Raw genomic sequence first — 23169 nt, forward strand, 5'->3', positions numbered from 1 at the left:
AAGAAAGATCCGGGTAATGGATAGCTCCCACGGGGAGCGTGGGAGCAGAATCTGCGAGGTTCCTACCTCGTGAATGAAGGCGGAGCCTTCAACTCACTATATGACCACGCAGAGCATGGTCACTAGATAAAAGTTTTCATAAATTTAAAATCCCAAATCGCCAAACACTGCTTGAATCTGTGCTTGCGCTTTATGCAAGGATTCGATCCATTCCCGTTCCGGGTCACTATCGGCCACAATTCCTGCACCAACTTGTCCCCAGACGGTTTTTTGATGGGGTATATTACTGCTATTATCTGCTGTTAACAATAAAGTCCGAATCAGGATATTTAAATCCAGGTTTCCCCTCACATCCACATAACCGCAGGAACCATAAAATAAACTGCGTCGTACAGGTTCAAGTTCTTCGATAATTTCCATACACCGCACCTTGGGACATCCGGTAATCGTTCCACCGGGAAACATGGCTTTGATCAGGTCAATTGGTTTGACATTGGCTTTTAATTTACCTTTGACATTGCTCACCAAGTGCATGACATGACTGTAACGCTCAATGATCAATAACTCATCCACAACCACGCTCCCCCATTCACAAACCCGACCTAAATCATTGCGTTCCAGGTCAACTAACATGATATGTTCAGCTCGTTCTTTAGTATTGCTGAGTAATTCTGCTGCCAACTCCCCATCCATCTGGGGAGTGATTCCCCGTTTGCGGGTTCCAGCAATGGGTCGGGTTTCGGCTTGGTTCCCCTGTAATTTGACTAAACGTTCTGGGGAACAGGATACCACTTCTCCCCAAGGTGTACGCCAATAGGATGCGAAGGGGGAGGGGTTTATTTGCTGTAAACGTCGGTAAATTTCCCATCCGGATGTGGTGGTGGAGGTACTAAAGCGGAGGGACAAATTAGCTTGAAAAATATCCCCAGCGAGTATGTATTTTTTGGCTTTGATCACAGCAGTTTCGTAATCCAGTTGCTGGGAGAGGAATTTGAGGGGAGAAGGAGTAGAGACGACTCCTTGGGTCGTCTGTAAGGGTAAGGAAATTAAAGCTTGCATTTGGTCGAGTTGGTGTGGTTCACTCGCTGCAAACCAAAGGATTTGCTGGTGGTGGTCGAGGATTGCGAAGGTTTCCGGTACATACCAAAACGCGACGGGGAAGGGGAGGGAATCCGGTTTGGTATAGGGTAATTTTTCTATTTCCCCTGCTAAATCATAACCGAACCAACCCAACCACCCACCAATAAAGGGGAGTTCCTGGGGTATGTCGGGATGGATTTGCTCCTGGTTTGCTGCGGAAAATACTGTTTCTAGCTGGGTAAATACCTGTCCTAGGGATGGGGTGAATATTTGAGGGATGTGATGAATTTGACGAGGTTTCCCAGCACAAATCGAATATCTAGCGAGGTAGGGGTTTTCTGTGGGGATGGGATAGGGACTTTCCAGTAGGGTTGCGATCGCACTGTTTGTGCGAATATATAATTTGGCAAAAATATCTGATGCGGTTTGTTGGTGGAGAGGTTGCGATCGCCAGTACCAGGAAAATGCCATGCGATTTAGGATTTGAGATTTGGGATTTTGAATTGTGGTAGAGACGACCCGTCGGGTCGTCTCTACGGGTCGTCCCCGTCGGGTCGTCTCTACGGTTCGTCGCGACGGTTCGTCTAGAATAATGAGTAAAAATTGATTTCGCAATTACCCGTTACAGTTTTGGTAACAGGATGATTGTTACTGGTTTTACATAGTAAAACAAAACCATGAACTTCTTGCGGTTTTAGGGAGAAAAAAGGGAAATTAAAGGGTACACAACACCTTTCCATTTCCCTTTTTCCATTTGTTTGATTTAGTTTGTCTATTTAGTGGCTTTGACTGGTTTTGCAGATGATTCCAACCCCTTAATGCCATTAATAAACATGGGGACGAATTTTTCCATAAACTCTTGGGGGTTACGGTTCCAAATTCTCTGTGCTGCTTGCAGTCTAGTCATCTGCAATTCGGGTGCAAGCAAAGTTTGCGGTAAACGCTCCATCAGATATTGGGTACGCTCCCACAAAGGCATATTATTCGTTACTTCCACTAAATTAGCAACTCTGCGCAATTCCGCACCCAAGGTAATATCCATCCCCGATTCATATGCAGCTTGTTCAATTGCAGCATATTTTTTCTTGGCTTGTTCAACTTTTTGTCTGTGTTCTGGACTTTGAGCAGCTAATTTCCCTAACCAACGGTTCCCCCAGCGCACATGTCCTGCTTCTTCCGGTAAGATTTTTTCGATGGTTTCACGAATCTTAATATTTTCTGCCGTTTGGGATGCTTGTTTGAGAGCATAAATATGGGCAGAAAAATACTCACAACCCCGTTTTTCCGTAACGTTAATTGCTGCTAGAGAGGAAATCAAGAAATCATCTAGGTCTTTCGCTGGGTCTTTGGTTTCACTATCCAATAACCTCTCAAATTCGTTGATGTAAGACATTCCCGGTGGGGTTCCTACGCTTACACCCATATCCACTAACAAATCAGTTAGCCACATAGCGTGACGAGCTTCGTCGGCAATATGACGGGACAAATCCCGAATTAATTCCGGTGATTTCCCATCTAGTTGCTCAATCAAATTCGTTAAATCCTTACAACTGCGCTGTTCGCTGTAACGATAACGATTCAGCGTAATCGCATGAATTTCGCGATCGCGCACTATCTGCGCTAATATCTCCCTCGCTCCTAAAGCATTTTGGAATTTCTTCGGATATGTGACGGTCATGGTGGTGATGATTACTGTTTGTAAAGTAAATTCATAAATATCTTAACGTAAGCACTTCTAGGTTTAGGCATTTGTCTCCATGCATTTTTATCTGCAAGTCTTGATAATTGAGATAGACTTTGGAGTCTATGGTGAAGACTTGAAAGTTAGTAGGGAGTAGGGAGTAGTGGTCTGTCCCATTAATTTTGATGGGTGAAGAAAGGCAGGTAGTAGCGCTCATAGCGCCTTCTAATCAAGCTTTTTCTATACTAGAGCCACTACTGCAAACCCTTCATAACTTATGGACAGACCAGTAGAAAGTAGCATAAATATTACTTACACCACAACCGATAAAAGAGGTTTTTCCCACTTCCTATTCCCCACTCCCTATCCCAAAATGAGAAAAATATAAATTTTTATGAAAAAGTAGCATATGGTAACAACCGTTACAGAAATTTCGTGATACATTAATAATTGAAAGTCAAAGCAGACTAGATTGAATAAATCCCCAACACATGGAGGCATGGATTATGTCTACTCAAGAACAAGCAAGAGCATTGATGATGCGTCACCACCACCTAGTTAGAAATCGTCAGTTATCGATGCTAGAACGTGCCGGAGAAGAAGTTGGGTTAAAAGGAGAAGTATCCCAATATTGGCAACCGATCCAAGGGAAAATCGATCCCACCAAGAGAGAAATATGCGATCGCAGCAATGCATCAATGAGTTAAATTAGTAACTTGAAAATTAGCAATCAAAGACTAGCAAAAAAAAGCCACCCTTGAGGGGTGGCTTAGTTTATATAAAGTTACACAAATTAATCACAAGGCTTCATGGAAATACCCGGACTAGTATTTCAACTGATACCAATTTTGCAAAGAGAATTACCACAGACGGAAAGATGGAACCCTTGTCTGGTAAGAGAGGCGTAGCAATGCTACGTCTACTTTCAAATCTGAAATCCAATTTAGGGTATTAGTCCTCCCAGGAATTATTTCTCTAGCAATCGTAGTAAAGGGCAAACTCGTGGGGATGGGGACGCAGACGCATCGGGTTAACTTCGTTATCCAACTTATAGGCAATCCAATTTTGGATAAAGTCTTCGCTAAACACACCACCAGCAGTTAAAAATTCGTGGTCTTGTTCTAAGGCTTCCAATGCAGCATCCAGAGAACCAGGGGTAGAAGGAACTTTTGCCAATTCCTCTGGAGTTAACTCATAGATATTTTTATCCAAAGGTTCACCTGGATCGATTTTATTCTTAATCCCGTCCAAACCAGCGCACAGCATCACAGAAAATGCCAAATAGGGGTTAGAGGTAGCATCGGGACAACGGAACTCTAAACGCTTGGCTTTGGGGTTAGTACCCGACAACGGAATCCGAATCGAAGCTGAACGGTTTCCTTGGGAATAGGCCAAGTTTACAGGTGCTTCGTAACCAGGAACCAAACGTTTGTAGGAATTGGTTGTGGGGTTGGTAAATGCTAATACCGCAGGTGCATGTTTAAGCAGACCACCAATGTAATAGAGAGCTAACTCACTCAAACCAGCATACTTGTCACCTGCAAACAACGGTTGTCCATCCTTCCAAATTGATTGGTGACAGTGCATACCCGAACCATTATCACCAAATACGGGTTTGGGCATAAAGGTGACAGTACGACCGTACTTTTTAGCAACGTTCTTGATGACATATTTATAGGTCATCAACCAGTCCGCAGCTTGGATTAACTTACCAAATTTGAAACCTAATTCACACTGACCACCCGTTGCAACCTCGTGGTGATGTTTCTCAATGGGGACACCGCATTTTGCCATTGTTAACAGCATTTCCGTCCGCATATCTTGGAAGGTATCGGTGGGGGGAACAGGGAAGTAACCCTCCTTGTAGCGGGGTTTGTAACCCAAGTTACCACCAGCTTCGCTCCTACCAGAGTTCCATTTTCCTTCCACAGAATCGACAAAGTAGTAACCGGAACTAGCATTTTGGTCGAAACGGACATCATCAAAGATGAAAAATTCTGCCTCTGGACCAAAGAAAACAGTGTCACCAATTCCACTGGAAATCACATAATCGACCGCACGTTGAGCAATAGAACGGGGACAACGGTCGTAATACTCACCAGTCCGAGGTTCTTTAATACTACAAATAATGCTCAGTGTGGGTTCCGCCATGAATGGATCAATCCAAGCAGTGTTTGGATCTAGAACCATCGCCATATCGGACGCTTCAATTCCTTTCCAACCCCTGATGCTAGAACCATCAAATGGAACACCATCAGTAAAACTACTTTCATCGATTTGGTTTTTAAAGACAGTTAAATGCTGCCAAGTTCCCAACATGTCGATGAATTTCAGATCAATCATCTGAATATCTTTGTCCTGAATCATTTTCAGAACTTCTTGCGGGGTTGTCATGGTTACTCCTTATCTACCGATTTACTACCATCAATCCGTACTATTCAAAGCATTGCTGACCCTGCGTGGTGAAACTGAAACTTTGACACACCTGGAATATCCTAAAGAAAAGGAATCGGAAATTTTTGTAACAAAAGTTACAGAATATCAGTTTTCTCAGTTATATTAACTTTTTCCTGTTTCCACGCTACAAAACTACACACTAGATTTCGTTGGGAGCAACTTTGACATAGAATCCATTAATAGTAGATGTTTTTGTATCCCATATATTTTATGTGGTGCAAAAATATTTTGAATGCACTTATTGCATAAACCTGCCAATAAAATATCAAACCATAAATAGGAATGATTGGGAGATACAAGGAATGCGGGACGCAGTTACGAGTTTAATTAAGAATTATGACGTTGCTGGCAAGTACTTCGACCGGAACGCCATTGACGACCTGAAAAAGTATTTTGAGACAGGTAGCGCACGGGTACAAGCTGCGGCTGTAGTGAATGGGAATGCAGCTGCAATCGTCAAGCAAGCGGGTTTAAGTTTGTTTGACGAATTGCCAGAATTAATCCGTCCCGGTGGTAATGCCTACACCACCCGTCGGTATGCAGCTTGTTTGCGGGATATGGATTATTACCTGCGTTATGCCACCTACGCAATCGTCGCAGGTAGTATGGACGTGCTGGATGAGCGGGTTTTGCAAGGCTTACGGGAAACCTATAACTCCTTGGGTGTACCTATTGCCCCCACTGTACGCGGTATCCAAATTATGAAGGATATTGTGAAATCCCAAGTTGAAGCTGCGGGTATTAGTAATTCCGGTTTCGTTGATGAACCCTTTGATTACATGACCCGCGAACTCAGCGAGACTGACGTTTAATATTATTTTGGATTTTGGATTATAGATTTTGGATTTTGGTCGTTGCTGAATACAGAATATGAATTGAAAATTTGACGTTGTGTAGAGACGTAGCATTGCTACGTCTCTTGATTTTGAATCCGACAGACCACAGGACTGGGAAGTCAGTTAAAGTTTTGTTACTATCAGGTGGTAAGGTTGTAAATCGCTAAATATCTAAATATACTTAAATTATGCATACTTGGCACTGGCGTACTTGGGAGAATAAGCCCTATTTAGCTTGTAGTATTTTAGAAAAATTTCCCCACGGTTTTTTTACACAGCATTTTTGGCAATCTCCTCCCCAGGAGTTGACCAAGGCGTTTGCATCCTCCATGAAGGCATATCGCTTAAAACAGGTGCATGGGAATCGAGTGTTAACACCGCAACAAATTCATGAGAACTTGGAAAATGGTGGTGAACATGTGGATGATGAACTTGATCCGCCATTGGTGATGGGTGATGGGGTGATGAGTGATGCATCGGTAGAAGGACAATCGGTATGGGTAGCGAGTGCGGATTGTACACCAGCATTAATTGGGGATATTCAAACCGGACAGGTGACAGCGATTCATGCAGGTTGGCGAGGAACTGCACAGAAAATTATTCCCGTTGCGATCGCCATGATGCAAAATCATGGTAGTCGTTTGCAAGATTTGAGAATAGCATTAGGTCCAGCGATCGCGGGTGAGGTATATCAGGTTTCCCTGGAGACAGCGATGGAGGTGGGTGCAACTATTTGTCCAGCAAAGGAACCAGAGGAGATGATGGGAATGTTGATGGACGGGGAAAATCCCCCTTTATTACCCGATCCAGAAGTGGGGAAAGTGCGTTTAGATGTACGTCGGATTAATGCCATGCAAATGGAAAATATGGGAATTAGTCCAGAACAAATTGCGATCGCTCCCTATTGTACCTATCAAAATCCGGAACATTTCTTTTCCTACCGTCGCCAAAGGGAGAAGAAGGTGCAATGGTCGGGAATTGCCAGTATTTAATTTGTGTCAACACTCAACCGTCAACATTAAAATATTGGGATATAACCGAGAAATTTTCTTTGACTTCAATCCCTACTCAGAACTTTGAATTCTCCATGTTTTCCCCACCGATAGTGTTACAGATGCCCGATAATTTACGAATGAGCGATGAGGAATTTTACCAATTCTGTCAGATTAATCGCCATTATCGGATTGAGCGCGATCGCAAAGGGGAAATATCAATTATGCCACCAACGGGGGGAGAAACTGGAAACCGCAATTTTAATTTAAGTGGACAATTGTGGGTTTGGTCAGAAGCGGATGGTACAGGAATCTGTTTCGATTCCAGCACTGGATTTATTTTATCAACAGGTGCAGAAAGGTCTCCCGATGCAGCTTGGATGAGTTTAGAGCGTTGGAACAGTCTCACACCTGAACAACAGGAAAAGTTTCCACCCCTGTGTCCCGATTTTGTGGTTGAATTGCGTTCTGCTTCCGATAAATTAAAACCCCTGCAAGAGAAAATGCAGGAATATATTCAGGAACCAGGAGTAAAATTGGGTTGGTTGATTGACCGGAAACATCGTCGTGTTTATATTTACCGTCCAGGAATGGATGTGGAATGTTTGGAAAATCCAGCTACCGTCAGTGGTGAACCTGTTTTACCAGGATTTGTCCTAAATATGGCGAAAATTTGGTAGTTTTTCCCATCGAAAATAATCTGGAGATTATAGAAGCATCAAACAACCAACTTCCATCGAGATTTGGGAATCAACAGTCAACCGTCAACCGTCAAAATTTAAAATAAATCAACTTTCAAATAAAATATTCAAATAAAATATTCAAATAAAATAGACGTATGTAATCTGGAAATTTTCTTGTAATCTAACCCTAGTTTCCAATTTCCCATGTTTTCCCCACCGATAGTGTTACAAATGCCGGATAATTTACAAATGAGCGATGAGGAATTTTACCAATTCTGTCAGATTAATCGCCATTATCGAATTGAGCGCGATCGCAAAGGGGAAATATCCATTATGCCACCAACGGGGGGAGAAACTGGAAACCGCAATTTTAATGTTGCTTTGCAATTAGGTATCTGGTCAGAAGCGGACGGTACAGGAATTTGTTTCGATTCCAGCACCGGATTTATTTTATCAACAGGTGCAGAAAGGTCTCCCGATGCAGCTTGGATGAGTTTAGAGCGTTGGAACAGTCTCACCCCCGAACAACAGGAAAAGTTTCCACCCCTGTGTCCCGATTTTGTGGTTGAATTGCGTTCTGCTTCCGATAAATTAAAACCCCTGCAAGAGAAAATGCAGGAATATATTCAGGAACCAGGAGTAAAATTGGGTTGGTTGATTGACCGGAAACATCGTCGTGTTTATATTTACCGTCCAGGAATGGATGTGGAATGTTTGGAAAATCCAGCTACCGTCAGTGGGGAACCTGTTTTACCAGGATTTGTCCTAAATATGGCGAAAATTTGGTAGTTTTTCCCATCGAAAATAATCTGGAAACAAAAAGCATAGAAAACCAACTTCCATCGGGATGTGGGAATCACCAGTCAACCGTCAAAATTTAAATAGTCCCTTACTACTCCCTACTCCCCATTCCCTACTCCCTCCAGTCAGAAATCTAACTTGGTATAACTGAAGAAGATAAATATACCCATTTAGGCAAAAATAATGACCATAAAAAAAAGCCTATTAGTTACGGGACTGCTCTGCACCATCTTTGGTACAGGAATCGAACCCGTTATAACTTCAGCTTCCGCAAACCCCGGTATTACGATAGCCCAGAATCAGAGACAAAATACCAAACCAACCGAACTACGAAGACGCTTAAGAACTCGATCCCTTTCCCCACAGCCATCCCCATCCACCACTGTTAAATTAATTACACCAGGTATCCAACCCCGACAACAGTTACGCTTTTCTCCAAAAGTCGGTCAAAAAGAAACCGCCGATATGGAGATGAATATGGACATGTCCATGTCACTCAACGGTAATTCAGCCCCATCCGTAAAAATACCTGGAACCAAGATTCAACTTAACGCCGTTGTCAACCAAGTACAACCGAATGGAGACTTTCAGTACGAGTTTACCTATAGCAATGTTGATGTTGTGGGAGAAAGCGACTTACCACCCGCGATTTTAGAAAGTATGCGCGGTGAAATGAAAAAAATGGAAGGTTTCAAGGGGACAGCCATTGTTGATTCAATGGGACGCACCAAGAAGGCAAATTTCACCGTTCCCCCAAATTTTGATCCATCCCTGAAACAGATGATGGATCAAATGGCTAGTTCCATTGAGCAAATGTCAGCCCAAGTACCCCAGGAAGCTATCGGTAAAGGTGCTAAATGGCAAGTCACCTCCCAAGTCAGCATGAATGGTATAAATATCGAACAAACTGCCACCTACGAATTGGTTGATATTCAAGATGGTGTGGTGACAATGAATGTTAGCTTTGCTCAACAAATACCCGGCGCTCAAAAAATGATTTTACCGCAAATGCCACCGGGAATGACCATGACCTTGCAATCCTACAATGCCACCGGAACCGGACAAACAAAAATTAGCCTGGGTCGAATTATGCCTTTAAGCACATCAATCAATATGAAAACAACTGCTCAGATGCAAGCAATTAGTCCCGATTTAAAAGAACCGATGGTAATGGATCAGGAAATGTCTATGAGAATGAGAATTGAATCAAAGTAAGAGGATGTTTTAAAAGTCGATTTTAATACTTGAATTATCGTTTTTGGAAGCGGGAAGAGACGCGACATGTCGCGTCTGTAATCTCGAAGGAAAAATCAGCTTCATAACCCCATATCCAAAGTCAGGACGATAGTCAAAATAGTGATAATTAATACTTGACAAATTAAGTTAAGTTATGAGGGGTTCATGGTAGTGCTTTAACCGGATTTCTCACAAGTAAGTTATGAGTCTTGGGTGACAGATTGATTTTCCTTCTACAGACTATCCCTACTCCCTAATTCCCTGTAAGTTTTAGGGTTTTGTGAGAAATGGGGGTTTAGTATAGAACAAGCTTTACTATAAAGGCGCTATACCCCCAGGGTTGTCCTAGACTAGCGCTACTATGTGCCTTTCTTCATCCATCAAAATTAATATTAATGTGGTGGAGTATTTTTAATACCGTTTGACTTTGGAGTTGATACCTAACGGGGAGCAGGGGAAGAAAGTGTATCAACATTGATTATTAAAGTGTATCAACATTGATTATTATAGTGAAATATTATGAGGCATAATCAAACATAATCAAAAAGGATTCCCATCGGTGTTAAATTAAGGGATAGGGTATTCGGTATCCCTGTGGCTGTTTATAGTCCAGCTATAATGGCACTGCTTTTTATCACCCTTGATGGAATTACTTTGAAAAGAGCATGAATTACCTTGTTGCCGTACTACCAGACCGCATCCAAGCCGAAGCTGCAAGTGTCGCTTTGGAAAAGCAAAATATCAATAGCACCATACTTGGTAAAGGTTACAAAAGTGCTGATGAATTTGGTTTAATCGACCCCAAGGAGCAAGCTCGTAAGCAAGCAATTCTCATGGCGATTTGGTTGGTTCCCTTCGGCTTTTTTGCTGGGTTTGGCTTTAGTCTTGTCACCGGTTTAGATACATTTGCTTGGGCTGGAGAAATTGGCAATCATGTTATTGGAGGCTTATTAGGTGCAATAGGTGGGGGAATGGGGAGTGTGTTTGTCGGTGGTGGAGTCGGTTTAGTTGTCGGTGGTGGTGATGCTTTACCATATCGCAACCGGATCAATGCAGGTAAATATTTGGTAGTTGTCCAAGGTTCGGAAAGCATAACGCGGGAAGCGACTAAAATTCTACGTGGCTTTGATCCGGAAAATTTGCAAGGTTACGCGACGAATGATTAGGAGACAGGAGATAGAACTTTAGTTATTAGTTATTGGTTGAATTTGGGTGCTGGGTTCTTTTTTCGATATCTTCCAAGGTTTGTAAAATCAGACGTTGAGCTTGCAACCTCCAACCCCATTTTTGGAGTGCGATCGCAATTCCACCCCCTAAAACTGTGGCAATAAAATCCAGTGGTTGCATAAAAGAGATTCCCAGCAACAAACCTAAACCTGCAATTCCCCAAAAGGGTAAGGCAACTGTTTGACGCTGATTTTCAACTAGTTTACTGATCGGGTCTTGAGGTATTTTTGCAAGTAAAGTTTCCTTAACCTGTTTTTGCTCCTCTGGCGAAACCGAAAGCCCTATTTTCCGCCGCAATTTCTCGATTTTCCGCGCATCGGTGCTATACTCGGTCAACTCATCTTCAGCCATCAAAATCAAACGTTCGTACTGTCCCATTGTTACTCTGGAAAATTTTATTTTATATATAAAGAATACAGGGGTTAGGAGAGAGTTGACAGGTGAAAGAAGACAAAATATACGAGATCGAGAGTTAAATTGACGTGAATTCGACGGGTTGTAAACGCTACAATCTCAGTAAATCAATGATTTTGAAAGAAAGTAGAGACGCTACATGTCGCATCTCTACCAATACCCTTCTCCTTGTGTACAGACTGATTCCCAATCCAAAATCCAAAATCTAAAATCTCCATGACATCTACTCATCGGACACAATTACAAACAGAAATTCAAGCGATGCCATCTTGGTTGCGTCGTCCTATTGGTAAAGCTAGTGAACTTTCAACTGTACAAAAAATTATTAAACAACGACAAATTCATACTATCTGTGAAGAGGGTCGGTGTCCGAATCGGGGGGAATGTTACGCGCAAAAAACCGCGACTTTTCTGTTGATGGGGCCAACTTGTACCCGTTCCTGTGCGTTTTGTCAAGTGGATAAGGGTCATGCACCAATGCCAATTGATGAGGATGAACCGATAAAGGTGGCGGAATCTGTGCAATTATTGGGTTTGAAATATGTGGTGTTAACTTCCGTTGCACGGGATGATTTAGCTGATGGTGGTGCAAGTCATTTTGTCCGGACGATGCAGAAAATTCGAGAGTGGAATCCGGGTACACAAATTGAGGTGTTAACCCCAGATTTTTATGGCAAAAGAGATGCGATCGCAGTTATTGTTAAGGCCGAACCTGCTTGTTATAACCACAATATTGAAACTGTGCGTCGTCTGACACCCCCAGTCCGTCGGGGTGCAAAATATGACCGCTCGCTACAAGTATTAAGGATGGTGAAGGAAATTAATCCAAATATTCCCACAAAATCCGGTTTAATGGTGGGACATGGGGAGACGGTGGAGGAAATCATCGAAGCCATGCAGGATTTACGCAGCGTGAAGTGCGATCGCCTGACCATCGGTCAGTATATGCGTCCTTCCTTAGAGCATCTTCCTGTCCAGAAGTATTGGACACCCACAGAATTTGATGAACTAGGTGCGATCGCAAAACAAATGGGTTTTAGTCACGTTCGCTCTGGTCCTTTAGTACGCAGTTCCTACCATGCTGGAGAGGAAGATTAGGGAGTAAAGAAACAAAGGAGCGGAGGGGATAGGCAATTTTTGAGATTTTTTCTCCTCATTTCCTCCGATTTCCCTACTCCCTGTAAATTAAATTACGGGTTAATCACGTGGTGATACATGGCCGCAACTAGGATATTGACAGCTAATAAGGCAATGGCTACTGTCGTCCGGAAGGTGAAAGGTGGTTTAGCTCCGCTTTGGGGGACATCCACTCCAACTTTACTCATAGTGTTCTCTCCAAAATGAATGGCATTATTAAGAAATACCAAATATCTGTCCTTTATTATAAAACTCGTTAGAAATATTTTTGTTTGGCACGAATAGGGTATTGTGTATAAGTGCAGAAAAAGCTGGCCGTCTGTTTTGTGCAGAAGTAGCCCGTACCCCTGTACTTGTTTCAGCTGGCTACACCAATAATGCGAGGGGGTCGGGAAATCGCTGAAAGACTATTTTTTTCGTTGACCCCCTCGCCGCCTTGCTGTGTAAGGGTTTGAAGGATTTTTCTCATGGATTTTTACTGCTTCGACGACAATTTTTTAGACCCCCTCGCAATCCGCCTCTGGACACCTTGCTGTATCAGGGTTTAAAATGAAGGGGTCTCCTCTTATGAGGGGAAATAATTGATTGGAAACGCTAAATATTTAAGCGTATACGAAGTCATGTTGGCGAAAATCTTATCGTGCTGACCAGCCAAATGTAGAGTATCCACTAGTTGTGTCTCCTCTTATGAGGGGAAATAATTGATTGGAAACCTAAATCGTTGAAATAACTGGTTACATGAGACTTAAGTCTCCTCTTATGAGGGGAAATAATTGATTGGAAACCCCATGTGCTCGCACCAGATGCGGGCCACGAGCGCGTCTCCTCTTATGAGGGGAAATAATTGATTGGAAACATCCTAATCCTGTGCCTGTAGTTCTGGTAGTAAAGAACGGGTCGTCTCCTCTTATGAGGGGAAATAATTGATTGGAAACTTTTAAGTTTGGCGCTGATTGGATTGTCAGCAGATGGTCTCCTCTTATGAGGGGAAATAATTGATTGGAAACTGAGAAGGATCCATCCCTTATGGAATCGAAGTAGAGGTCTCCTCTTATGAGGGGAAATAATTGATTGGAAACTTGAAGAGCAGAGTATATCTCTTTCTTTTGCGGAGATATAATTGTGTCTCCTCTTATGAGGGGAAATAATTGATTGGAAACCTTGCACAGGAAGGCGAAATATCCGCCATTATCAAGTCTCCTCTTATGAGGGGAAATAATTGATTGGAAACAGCTTATTGCTTCCCTGCTTCTCCCCTTCAAGACCCGGTCTCCTCTTATGAGGGGAAATAATTGATTGGAAACTCCAAAAAGAAGAAATTGATAGGAAACTACACACCTCAGAATACGGTTCGGTTAGAGGATGTTTGTAAAGTATTAATTATCACTATTTTGACTATCGTCCTGACTCTGGACATGGGGTTATAAAGCTGATTTTTCCTTCGAGAGTACAGATGCGACATGTCGCGTCTCTTCCTGCTCCCAAAAACGATAATTCAAGAATCGACTTTTAAAACATCCCCTAAGTAGGTAGCTGCAATTAAACATAAAACCACAATGTAACCAATTATTCGGCGTACAGACGCAATATATCGCGTCTCTCCTAGCTGAAAGCCCAGTGCATTCATACCGGGTGCGACATTTACGTCAAGACATCTTTACATTTGAAAAATTTTCAATCAATATTGATTGGTTAGGGCATTACAGGGGGTTTGTAGTGAATCTTGGTCAGTGGATTGGGTTATTAGCCATTATTTTATCCCTTTATACCCTGTGGCAAATTCGGGAAGCGTTGTTACTAGCTTTTGCAGCAGTGGTACTAGCTTCGACATTAAACCGATTAGCTCGTAGATTTCAGCGCATGGGAGCTAGTCGCGGATTTGCGATATTATTGGCTGTGGCGATTTTTCTTGGCTTGATTGTCGGGTTTTTCTGGCTAATTGTCCCTCCCTTTGCCGATCAATTTCAGGAGTTGACCCGCAAGGTTCCCCAAGGTTTGCAACGTTTTAATATTTGGCTAGAACAACTAGAAACGCGTATTCCCCCCCAACTTGCACCCTATCGACCAGACTTGAACAGTTTAATTAAGCAAGCTGAACCTTGGATTCAAAGTGTTTTAGGTAGCTCTTTACTGTTAGTGTCTGGTTCTCTGGATGTGCTATTAAAAACGCTACTGGTCTTGGTACTGACAGGGATGTTTTTAGTAGACCCGCAACAGTATCGTAAATTATTGATTCGTTTATTTCCATCCTTCTACCGTCGGCGTGTAGATCGGATTTTAGAACTGTGTGAAAATTCCCTGGAAAGTTGGGTCATTGGTGCAATTATTGCTTCTGGGGTGGTGGGATTGATGAGTGTTTTAGGTTTGACTTTATTGGGTGTTCCTGCGGCTTTAGCTTTGGGGGTTTTAGCTGGATTTTTTAATTTTATACCCAATATTGGCCCGACTTTAAGTGTGGTTCCGGCAATGGCGATCGCACTCCTGGATGCCCCTTGGAAGTCTTTAGCTGTATTGATTCTTTACTTTTTCATCCAACAGGCGGAAAGTAGTTTTATCACTCCGATGGTCATGGCACATCAGCTATCTTTGCTACCTGCTGTCACCTTGATTTCCCAGTTACTGTTCTTTAATGTATTTGGATTTTTAGGTTTATTTTTAGCCCTTCCCCTCACCGTAATTACGAAAATCTGGGTGCAGGAAGTCCTGGTTAAGGATATCTTGGACGAATGGGGAAATAAACAATCACCAGCATCAATGCAGGTTGTGGTGCAAACGGATGCAAAAGAAGCGAATGTGGAAATCAATTATCCAGAGACGAATTCCCAACCCTCCATTGATCCATCCAGTAAACCCGATCTTCCTCCCAATGATGATAATGATATTTTTAAGGAAACTGGTTTTGGAAAATAGGGAACAGGGAAGGCTCTTGATACATATAGGGAAGCAGAGCTTCCTAATTTGAGGCAGTAAGTAGCCCTCGTGGAATGCGTCCCCACGCGGAGCATCGGGACGAGATCATCACAAAAACTGTGTGAACTTATGGGTAAATTTCCACAAAATCAACAGTCTATGCAAAGGCGCTAACCCGCAGGGTTGTTGTAGAATAGCGCTACTACGAACCCTTCTTTACCCATCAAAATCAATGGTACAAAGCACTACTCCCGACTCCCGACTCCCGACTCACTCAAAATGGACTTACCGATTATCTACCACCCAGATTATGTAGCACCCTTACCCCCAGGTCATCGATTCCCGATGCAGAAATTTGGGATGTTGTATGACATGCTGATTAATGATGGGGTTGGGAAGCCAGAACAGTTCCATCAACCTGTGCGTCCTCCCGTAAAATTAATTGAATTAGTACATACCCCTGGTTATGTGGAAGCCTATTGTCAGGGAAGTTTGGATGGAAAACAGCAGCGACGGATTGGTTTACCCTGGAGTGAGGCTTTAGTTAATCGAACTTGTGTTGCGGTGGGGGGGACAATTCTGACGGCAAAATTAGCCCTAGAATGTGGTTTAGCTTGTAATACAGCTGGGGGAACTCACCATGCTTTTCCCGATTATGGGTCTGGTTTTTGTATTTTTAATGATTTAGCGATCGCCTGTCGTGTTTTCCTACAGGAAGGTTTGGTGAGGAGGGTTTTAATTGTTGATTTGGATGTGCATCAGGGTGATGGTACGGCTTATATTTTTCGGGATGACCCAAATGTGTTTACGTTTTCGATGCACTGTGAGGTGAATTTTCCCGGAATTAAGCAAAAAAGTGATTTGGATGTCCCTTTAGCTGAGGGGATGGGTGATGATGAGTATTTACAAACCCTGGGGAGTTATTTACCGGATTTATTAAGTCATGTCAAACCCGATTTGGTTTTGTATGATGCGGGAGTAGATACCCATAGGGATGATAAGTTGGGAAAGTTACAACTGACTGATACGGGTTTATTTTGTCGGGAGATGCAAGTTTTAAGTACCTGTACAAAGGTGGGAGTTCCTGTTGCTTGTGTAATTGGTGGTGGTTATGCAACGGATATGGCTGCTTTGGTTTATCGCCATTCTATCCTCCATCGCGCTGCTACCCAAGTTTATCAGCAGCGCTGGTTTTGATCACCGACCGAAATTTAATCCAAAATCTAAAATCTCAAATCCAAAATCCCTTGGCGAGGAAATATCATAGAAAATGATGAGTAAAACTAGGAAAAAGTCGCATGGGATGGAAACCTTTACGAGAACGGCTTGATAATCTGCCACTCGTACTTGCAGGACCGATTGTGCGACGGGTTGATAGTAGGTCGGTGACGGTTTGGGTGGCTTTAAAACAAAGTCAGCGCGTTATTCTCAAGGTTTTTGATTTGGATGGTCAATTAATTTTGCAGGGCGATCGCGAAACTGTACAGTTGGGTATAAACTTACATGTGGTGGCGGTGACTGCTGCTGTTCCTGGGGATTTGCTGGTATACGGTAATTCCTATTTGTATGATTTGGAGTTTGCTGGTGGTAAGGGTCTGGGTGATCCAGGTGTAATTAATGGGAATGGTGATATTGCAGACATCGCCTATCCACCCTATAAGTTACCCAGTTTTGCTCTGGTTCCCAGGAATTTAAATGATGTCCGCTTGGTACATGGTTCCTGTCGCAAACCCCACGGGGAAAGTTTGGATGCTTTTGCGGGTATAGATAAAATGATTCGCGAGGCTTTACAGGTAAATCCGGCTCAACGTCCCCACCAATTGTTTTTGACTGGCGATCAAATCTATGCCGATGATGTTGCGGATGCGCTGTTATTTATGTTGCTGGATGCGGGGGAGGCTTTGTTCGGTTGGCAAGAACAGTTACCGGATGTGACTGATATAACCGAACTTGCTCCGGGAAAACGCAACCGTGTCGCCACTGAAACTGCCGGTTTGACTGCTAGTATCACCAAATTAAATCGAATTTCCCAGGCGGCAAAAAGCCATTTAATGCGTTTTTCAGAATTCGCTTGCATGTATTTGTTTGCTTGGAGTGATGTGTTATGGGTTGACAGACTGGATTTTCCCACTCGTGCCCAGGTGTATCCCTTAGCACCAAACACAAAACAGCATGAGTTTGAACAGGAAGTAGAGGATTTAAAAAAATTTGCGATCGCTCTCAAATCTGTACGCCGCAGTTTGGCAAATGTCCCCACCTACATGATATTTGATGACCACGAAGTCACCGATGATTGGTATCTCAATTTTGCCTGGTGCGATCGCGTTTTGAGGAAACCTTTAGGTGTCAGGGTAATTCAAAATGGTTTGTTGGCCTATGCTCTGTTCCAAGCTTGGGGAAATACTCCAGAACAGTTTGACCGCGACCAACCGGGGGGAGCACTACTAACAGCCGTGAAGGCTTGGTGTGCTTTGCAGGGTAATAATGATACTTGCAATCAAGAAATTCTCCATCGTCTGGGTATTGCCAGTTTCGCGGATATTCAAGCTAGCCAACCTCGACGTTTACCTGTATCACCAGACGCGATTCGCTGGAGCTATACCGTATTAACACCTAGCTATTGTGTGCTGGTTCTCGATACTAGAACCAATCGGGATTTCCCCGGACAAGATTTTGATTTTCCCGGTTTGATTAGTCAGGAGGGGTGTAAACAACAATTAGCCGATTTATACCTGAGCAGCCATGTGGATGTCACCATTATTATTTCACCCTCTCCGGTGATTGGTTTACCATTTTTGGAGGGAATTCAACGTGTCGCCAAAAATATCACTGGGAAATTTGGGGTGGCTGCTTGGGCTTTTGACCCGGAAGCTTGGGCTTTGCAAACGGAAGCCTTTGAACGGTTTTTAGCAGCATTAGCTCAAGGTGCTGGTGCAAATTCTCGCATCGTAATCCTATCGGGAGATGTTCACTACAGCTTTGGAGCGAGGATGCAATATGCCATCAGCCAAACCGTGGGTAAACACCGATTTAATACCCAGATAGTGGTAGCACAGTTTACTAGTAGCTCTTTCAAAAACGAAGATAGTAGTATTGGTGGTAGCCATGCCCTCCATCATAAAGGATTTATCCCCATCGAACAAATTCGTCATTCACCCCAAAGTAAAATCCTCGGTTGGGAAAACCCCGACCGTGGTAGACTTAAAATTGGCTATGTGAGTCATTTTAATGATGGGGGAATGGTGTCCCACCCCTGGGTAATTAGTGGTAATCCGGCGAAAATTAACCTAGAATGCGATCGCGCCTGGTTTCGAGTTTTAGAAATTACCCGTCCACCCCAATGGTACTATCGAATCGACTTTCTCCCCGGTAAACGGGAACCAGTTGAACCGCTCCGTCGTTCGCAGATTCTTCCCGTCGTTGCTCCCCTACCCAAACAACCCCGTCAGCAAGCTTTAGCTGTTTACCTGGGTAACGCCAAAAAACCACCGCAGAAATACCAAGAAGTGGTAGGAGTTAATAACTTTGGAGAAATTACCTTTGAATTTAGTAAAGAAAAACAAATAGCCACGCAAACCCTATGGTGGCGACTTGAAAGTCGGGATGAACAAACTTTACTCGAACCTTTCCCCCTCAGTCAATGTGATATTTCTCTCAACTTTGACGATGAACAATATCCGTTTTCAGATGTGATGCGAGAAATTGTGATTTGATTTCCGTTTATTTCCTAGAGACGACCCGACGGGTGGTCTCTACAGTAATTTTGGTTTTAATACCGATTCAAAAAATGTTTGCAATACCTACTCAATAAGAGACGTAACATTGCCACGTCTCTACAAAATTCATCTGTCACATTCTTTGTTCAAATTGGTATAATATCCCCCATTCCCTAATTATTGATTTCCCCGGCTATTATCAGGAGAAATGAAAATAGGTGTTCCAGCTTGTCCTCCACCAACGACAACGACCTTGGAATTCGGGGATGTAGCTAATTTTTGAGTCGCTTCGATTGCTCGCAGTTGTAAAATTTGATTGGTCAAACCACTGGAAATAATCTTTTGGGATTCGGCTATTCCTTGAGCTTCAATTTTTTTCCGCTCTGCTTCTTTTTGTTCCTTTTCGAGAACAAACTTCATTTTTTGACTTTCCTGTTCAGCTTGGAGTTTCTGTTGAATTGCGGTTTGTAAGCTCTCTGGCATTTTCACATTACGTAGTAGGATATCCTCGACAATAAAACCCAAGCTCGATAGATATTCAGTTAATTGCTGTTCAATTTTTTGAGCAATTTCTTGACGTTTGCTAGAATAAATTTCCATAGCCGGATATTGGGCAGTAATTGCTCTCGTGATGGAACGGAAACGAGAAATTACCAATTGTTTTTCATCCGTACCAATATTTTTATATACTTCCGGTGCTTTGCGAGGGTCAAGTTTGTACTGGAGACTCACGTCTATATTCAAAGCCAACCCTTCCTGGGATGTAGCATCTACATTCTCCTTTACATCTTTGAGACGGGTAGAAAAATATAGGATATTGGCAAAGGGATTCATGACGTGAACACCTGGTTCCAAAGCATTATTTGCGACTTTCCCAAAAACATTAACTGTTCCGACATTTCCGGGGGGAACAATCACAAATACTCTCATAATCGAACTAAATAATGCGATCGCACCAATTAAACCGGATACTCCACGCACTATCCAAACAGTACGTCGATCCTCAAGACGGCTAGAACTAAAATAGACAAGTATTGCGACTAGGGTGGTTAATAGGGAGAAAATAAAACTCATGGGATTTTGGTTTATGAGTAGATATAGTTAATTCTTGGTGTAACTTTTGACACTGGTGTCACTGTATATCTACTAAATTAAGAAGATGTGATCTGTAATCAAACAAATTCTTAAAAATTAGGGATGAAACCAGACTCTCCACTCTCGATTTCTTTAAACAGAAACCAATCTTCTCAAGGATTCGCAGCGACGTTTAGCAATTTTGTTATTTGGTTCTAATTTCAGAACATTTTCATACATTTCTAAAGCTGAGGAATTGAGTTTTTTCCGTTCGTAAGCGTGTCCTAAGTTATTCATCGCAACGACATAATTCGGCTGGTATTTTAGGGCTTCTTTATATTGACGAATTGCTAAATCGTACTGTTCTTGGGCAAAATAGGCATACCCTAAACCATTGTAAATAATACTAATAGAATCTTCTCCTTCCCCTTCTGCTTCTGCGGCTTTAATAGCTTTTTGAAACAGACTAATTGCTTGGGAATAGAGTTTTTTGTCCGCATAAATACTAGCTAATTCATAGTATTCCTGTGCTGTTCCCTTTTCCTTGGAGAGTTTGTTACGTAGTTTGGAAAAATTGCGTTCAACTCGTTGGGTTTTCCAAATTTGACGCAGTACACTCACTAATGTAAAAGTCAGTAAGCCAACGAAGACTCCTAGATAAATAATTGCAAGTTTGTTATCCATTGTTGTTGTTAAACGCTGACGAGTATGGCTGTTTGTACAGGATATATAGTAATCCGATTTCGGTGAGAAAAAATATTGGATGTTGACGGTTGATGACCCGACAAACATGTAGAAACGTAACATATTACGTCTGTACTAGAGACGCAACATGTTACGTCTCTACATACCTATTATCGGTCTTTTGTGGTTGATTCGGAAATGGGAATTTGTAATTGTGATGGTAAAAGTCCCCAATATTCAATCCGTTCTTTTAACCATCCTGTTTCCAAATAACGAGCGATCGCTTGATTTATTTCCTGTCGCAGTTGGTCATGTTGTAGTCCTTTGGGGATAACTACGGCTAAGGGTTCGGTGGAAAGTCTTATGGGTAAGAGTCTATAGCCAGGATATAATTGCGTCCAACCTGTTAATATACTACCATCAGCAGCAAAGGCATCCACTTGGTTTTGTTCCAGTTTCTGGTAGGCTTGTTGATAGGAATTCACACCAACAATTTCGGCATTGGGTATAAAATAGTTAACTCGGTCAACCGTACTAGAACCCCTTAAAACAGCTATTTTTCGGGATTTTAAATCAACTAAACGCTGAAGCGAGGGACTTTTAGTGATTAAAACCGTACTATCCAGATAATAGGGAATACTGAAATTAACTAGACGCGATCGCCCTGGTGTTGCGGTGACACGAGCAATAGCAATATCGACTTGATTTTCCAATACCCAAGCCAAGCGATCGCGATTATTAACGGGTTGAAGTTGGAGTGAATGGGGTTTTTGCAGTAAATCTTCTGCCAAACGTCGCGCTAAGTCGATTTCTAAGCCCTGTAATTGGCCTTTGCCATCTCTAAACCCCAAAGGACGAATATTGTCCTTAACAGCGATTCGTAGGGAACCTTGATGTCGAATCTCTTTTAGTTCCCTTGCTTGAGCATAATCAGGCAACAACCACAAGGCAAAAGATAGAAGGAGAACAAGAATTAATAAACGAGTGCATCGCATTTGCTTACTATCGCGGCGTTGTTCATACCCAAAATATCAAGCCATTCAGCTAAAAGCAACGCAATTAAACCGACTTTAACGCAATACAGTTCAGTTAGACTTAAAGGCCTTATTACGAATAAGATTGCCACGAACAAGCTAGCGCCGTTTGATAGCAGCGACTCAAGTGCTTCTGGTATGCCGTCTTACACTGAGTTCTCAAACATACCGACTACGGCAAACCTCTCGCGATACGCGGCAATAGCCGTGTCAACCCTGTTGGCCGATGACAGCAACTCACGGAAACAGTCACCCAGTGGTGGTCTAATGAATCTCGTCAGTTCAGAGTCATGAGACACGCTCTGTCCCAAAGTGGACAAAGCGTGGTTAATGCAGGTGATGATGCCTTCCCGAGGATCTGTCAGCGTGCCGTCGAGGTCAAACAAGATGTTCACCTAGAAGTCCGTTGTCGTCTAACTATAATATTACTAATTCCTTTCCCAAGCCAAGATTTAGCCTTGTACCTGACTTGCAATTTGGGCTACTTTGCTAAATCCATCCGGATCTAACACAGCTAACTGAGCCAACATCTTCCGATTCAAGTTAATATTTGCTTTCTTCAAATTACCCATAAACTTGCTGTAGCTCATTCCGTGTAGACGAACTGCGGCATTAATCCGGGTAATCCACAGACGACGGAAATCGCGCTTACGTTTTTTGCGATCGCGATAGGCACTGCGTAGAGCCTTCATTACCTGCTGATTCGCCGTTCTAAACAAAGTCGAATGGGAACCTCGGAAACCTTTCGCTAGTTTTAAGATTTTTTTGCGGCGTTTACGTGCCACATTACCACGTTTGACCCGTGCCATAAATTAAATATTCCTAATTAGTTTGTGATGTTGTTGTCTAATCCTGAATTTTGCAGAAGTGGTGATCAGCCTTGAGTAACAGGTCGTTATTTCATACTACTCTCAACTCCCCACTCCCTACAGGTTTTAGGGATTTTTGCTCAATCCAGGTAATTTACTACCAATTTACAAATAAGGGAGCATTCCCCGGACGTTATCTTCATCGCGTTCATTCACAATTGCCATTTTTGACAAATTGCGCTTTTTATTGGATGACTTGTGTTCTAGCAAGTGATTTTTAAAGGCTTTACGACGAACGATTTTACCAGTACCAGTTGCACGGAATCGCTTCGCCGCAGCCTTCCGCGTTTTGAGCTTCGGCATGATTTTTGATTAAAACGACACGATCCATAATTATA

Annotated in this window: 24 protein-coding genes and 1 CRISPR repeat array; of the genes, 12 read left to right on the plus strand and 12 right to left on the minus strand. The window is 42.7% G+C overall.

Going from position 1 to position 23169, the window contains the following annotated elements:
• Window positions 1-144 precede the first annotated feature (144 nt).
• The 3 genes from CDC37_RS14265 to CDC37_RS25810 all read right to left on the minus strand — a co-directional run bounded on the left by CDC37_RS14265 (window position 145) and on the right by CDC37_RS25810 (window position 3285).
• On the minus strand, window positions 145-1551 hold the full coding sequence (locus CDC37_RS14265) for an anthranilate synthase component I (protein ID WP_096622608.1): 1407 nt from the start codon (window positions 1549-1551) through the stop codon (window positions 145-147).
• A 301-nt stretch (window positions 1552-1852) separates the two neighbouring features.
• Complete coding sequence (locus CDC37_RS14270) at window positions 1853-2758, minus strand: ferritin-like domain-containing protein (RefSeq protein ID WP_096622609.1); 906 nt, start codon at window positions 2756-2758, stop codon at window positions 1853-1855.
• Between the two features lie 470 nt (window positions 2759-3228).
• Entirely contained in the window at window positions 3229-3285 is a 57-nt protein-coding gene (locus CDC37_RS25810; RefSeq protein ID WP_442861094.1) for a hypothetical protein, read from the minus strand.
• Here CDC37_RS25810 and CDC37_RS25250 point away from each other — a divergent pair.
• Window positions 3268-3468: a hypothetical protein gene (locus tag CDC37_RS25250; RefSeq protein ID WP_096626229.1), complete on the plus strand. Its 201-nt coding sequence runs from the start codon at window positions 3268-3270 to the stop codon at window positions 3466-3468. The two genes, CDC37_RS25810 and CDC37_RS25250, sit on opposite strands and share 18 nt — an antisense overlap.
• A 268-nt stretch (window positions 3469-3736) precedes the next feature.
• Here the strand turns inward: CDC37_RS25250 and glnA are convergent, their stop codons facing one another.
• Complete coding sequence (gene glnA, locus CDC37_RS14280) at window positions 3737-5155, minus strand: type I glutamate--ammonia ligase (protein ID WP_096622610.1); 1419 nt, start codon at window positions 5153-5155, stop codon at window positions 3737-3739.
• On the opposite strand from glnA, the gene CDC37_RS24380 reads away from it, so the two are divergent.
• From CDC37_RS24380 to CDC37_RS14310, 7 genes are all read left to right on the plus strand, one after another.
• The gene (locus CDC37_RS24380; RefSeq protein WP_157780754.1) at window positions 5154-5324 is read left to right on the plus strand and encodes a hypothetical protein; all 171 of its coding nucleotides are present in this window, start codon (window positions 5154-5156) and stop codon (window positions 5322-5324) included. The genes glnA and CDC37_RS24380 overlap by 2 nt on opposite strands.
• Before the next feature lie 196 nt (window positions 5325-5520).
• Window positions 5521-6030, plus strand: a complete 510-nt coding sequence (gene apcB / locus CDC37_RS14285; RefSeq protein WP_096622611.1) for an allophycocyanin subunit beta — start codon at window positions 5521-5523, stop codon at window positions 6028-6030.
• Between the two features lie 212 nt (window positions 6031-6242).
• Entirely contained in the window at window positions 6243-7046 is an 804-nt protein-coding gene (gene pgeF, locus CDC37_RS14290) for a peptidoglycan editing factor PgeF (protein ID WP_096622612.1), read from the plus strand.
• Between the two features lie 95 nt (window positions 7047-7141).
• A complete protein-coding gene (locus tag CDC37_RS14295; protein WP_096622613.1) occupies window positions 7142-7726 on the plus strand; it encodes a Uma2 family endonuclease in 585 nt (194 codons plus the stop codon).
• Between the two features lie 207 nt (window positions 7727-7933).
• The gene (locus tag CDC37_RS14300) at window positions 7934-8518 is read left to right on the plus strand and encodes a Uma2 family endonuclease (protein WP_096622614.1); all 585 of its coding nucleotides are present in this window, start codon (window positions 7934-7936) and stop codon (window positions 8516-8518) included.
• Between the two features lie 195 nt (window positions 8519-8713).
• Complete coding sequence (locus CDC37_RS14305) at window positions 8714-9745, plus strand: DUF6263 family protein (protein WP_096622615.1); 1032 nt, start codon at window positions 8714-8716, stop codon at window positions 9743-9745.
• 686 nt (window positions 9746-10431) lie between these two features.
• Window positions 10432-10932 carry a hypothetical protein gene (locus CDC37_RS14310; protein ID WP_096622616.1) on the plus strand — a complete coding sequence of 167 codons (501 nt, stop codon included), beginning with the start codon at window positions 10432-10434 and terminating at the stop codon, window positions 10930-10932.
• Between the two features lie 25 nt (window positions 10933-10957).
• On the opposite strand, the gene CDC37_RS14315 is transcribed toward CDC37_RS14310, so the two are convergent.
• Window positions 10958-11371, minus strand: a complete 414-nt coding sequence (locus tag CDC37_RS14315) for a hypothetical protein (RefSeq protein ID WP_096622617.1) — start codon at window positions 11369-11371, stop codon at window positions 10958-10960.
• A 252-nt stretch (window positions 11372-11623) separates the two neighbouring features.
• On the opposite strand from CDC37_RS14315, the gene lipA reads away from it, so the two are divergent.
• On the plus strand, window positions 11624-12505 hold the full coding sequence (gene lipA / locus CDC37_RS14320) for a lipoyl synthase (RefSeq protein ID WP_096622618.1): 882 nt from the start codon (window positions 11624-11626) through the stop codon (window positions 12503-12505).
• A 92-nt stretch (window positions 12506-12597) separates the two neighbouring features.
• Here the strand turns inward: lipA and psaX are convergent, their stop codons facing one another.
• A complete protein-coding gene (gene psaX / locus CDC37_RS14325; RefSeq protein ID WP_096622619.1) occupies window positions 12598-12732 on the minus strand; it encodes a photosystem I protein PsaX in 135 nt (44 codons plus the stop codon).
• Window positions 12733-13101: 369 nt separating this feature from the next.
• A CRISPR array of direct repeats spans window positions 13102-13848; the repeat unit is 36 nt; unit sequence GTCTCCTCTTATGAGGGGAAATAATTGATTGGAAAC.
• Between the two features lie 412 nt (window positions 13849-14260).
• Between psaX and CDC37_RS14330 the strand changes: the two genes are divergently transcribed.
• The 3 genes from CDC37_RS14330 to CDC37_RS14340 all read left to right on the plus strand — a co-directional run bounded on the left by CDC37_RS14330 (window position 14261) and on the right by CDC37_RS14340 (window position 19167).
• Window positions 14261-15454, plus strand: coding sequence for an AI-2E family transporter (locus tag CDC37_RS14330; protein WP_096626231.1), 1194 nt, complete (start codon window positions 14261-14263; stop codon window positions 15452-15454).
• Window positions 15455-15733: 279 nt separating this feature from the next.
• Window positions 15734-16651 carry a histone deacetylase family protein gene (locus CDC37_RS14335; RefSeq protein WP_096622620.1) on the plus strand — a complete coding sequence of 306 codons (918 nt, stop codon included), beginning with the start codon at window positions 15734-15736 and terminating at the stop codon, window positions 16649-16651.
• A gap of 101 nt (window positions 16652-16752) precedes the next feature.
• A complete protein-coding gene (locus CDC37_RS14340) occupies window positions 16753-19167 on the plus strand; it encodes a hypothetical protein (RefSeq protein ID WP_096622621.1) in 2415 nt (804 codons plus the stop codon).
• Between the two features lie 180 nt (window positions 19168-19347).
• On the opposite strand, the gene CDC37_RS14345 is transcribed toward CDC37_RS14340, so the two are convergent.
• The 6 genes from CDC37_RS14345 to rpmI all read right to left on the minus strand — a co-directional run bounded on the left by CDC37_RS14345 (window position 19348) and on the right by rpmI (window position 23134).
• Window positions 19348-20244 (minus strand): prohibitin family protein, encoded by an 897-nt coding sequence (locus CDC37_RS14345; RefSeq protein ID WP_096622622.1) that lies wholly within the window; start codon window positions 20242-20244, stop codon window positions 19348-19350.
• Between the two features lie 153 nt (window positions 20245-20397).
• Window positions 20398-20928: a tetratricopeptide repeat protein gene (locus tag CDC37_RS14350; protein ID WP_096622623.1), complete on the minus strand. Its 531-nt coding sequence runs from the start codon at window positions 20926-20928 to the stop codon at window positions 20398-20400.
• A 170-nt stretch (window positions 20929-21098) separates the two neighbouring features.
• Window positions 21099-21923, minus strand: a complete 825-nt coding sequence (locus CDC37_RS14355) for a transporter substrate-binding domain-containing protein (protein WP_096622624.1) — start codon at window positions 21921-21923, stop codon at window positions 21099-21101.
• 185 nt (window positions 21924-22108) lie between these two features.
• Complete coding sequence (locus tag CDC37_RS25815) at window positions 22109-22357, minus strand: HAD hydrolase-like protein (protein WP_096622625.1); 249 nt, start codon at window positions 22355-22357, stop codon at window positions 22109-22111.
• 57 nt (window positions 22358-22414) lie between these two features.
• Window positions 22415-22771, minus strand: a complete 357-nt coding sequence (rplT, locus tag CDC37_RS14365) for a 50S ribosomal protein L20 (RefSeq protein WP_096622626.1) — start codon at window positions 22769-22771, stop codon at window positions 22415-22417.
• Between the two features lie 165 nt (window positions 22772-22936).
• Window positions 22937-23134, minus strand: a complete 198-nt coding sequence (rpmI, locus tag CDC37_RS14370) for a 50S ribosomal protein L35 (protein ID WP_096622627.1) — start codon at window positions 23132-23134, stop codon at window positions 22937-22939.
• Between the last annotated feature and the right edge of the window lie 35 nt (window positions 23135-23169).

The sequence above is a fragment of the Calothrix sp. NIES-3974 genome, assembly GCF_002368395.1.
Classification (GTDB): domain Bacteria; phylum Cyanobacteriota; class Cyanobacteriia; order Cyanobacteriales; family Nostocaceae; genus NIES-3974.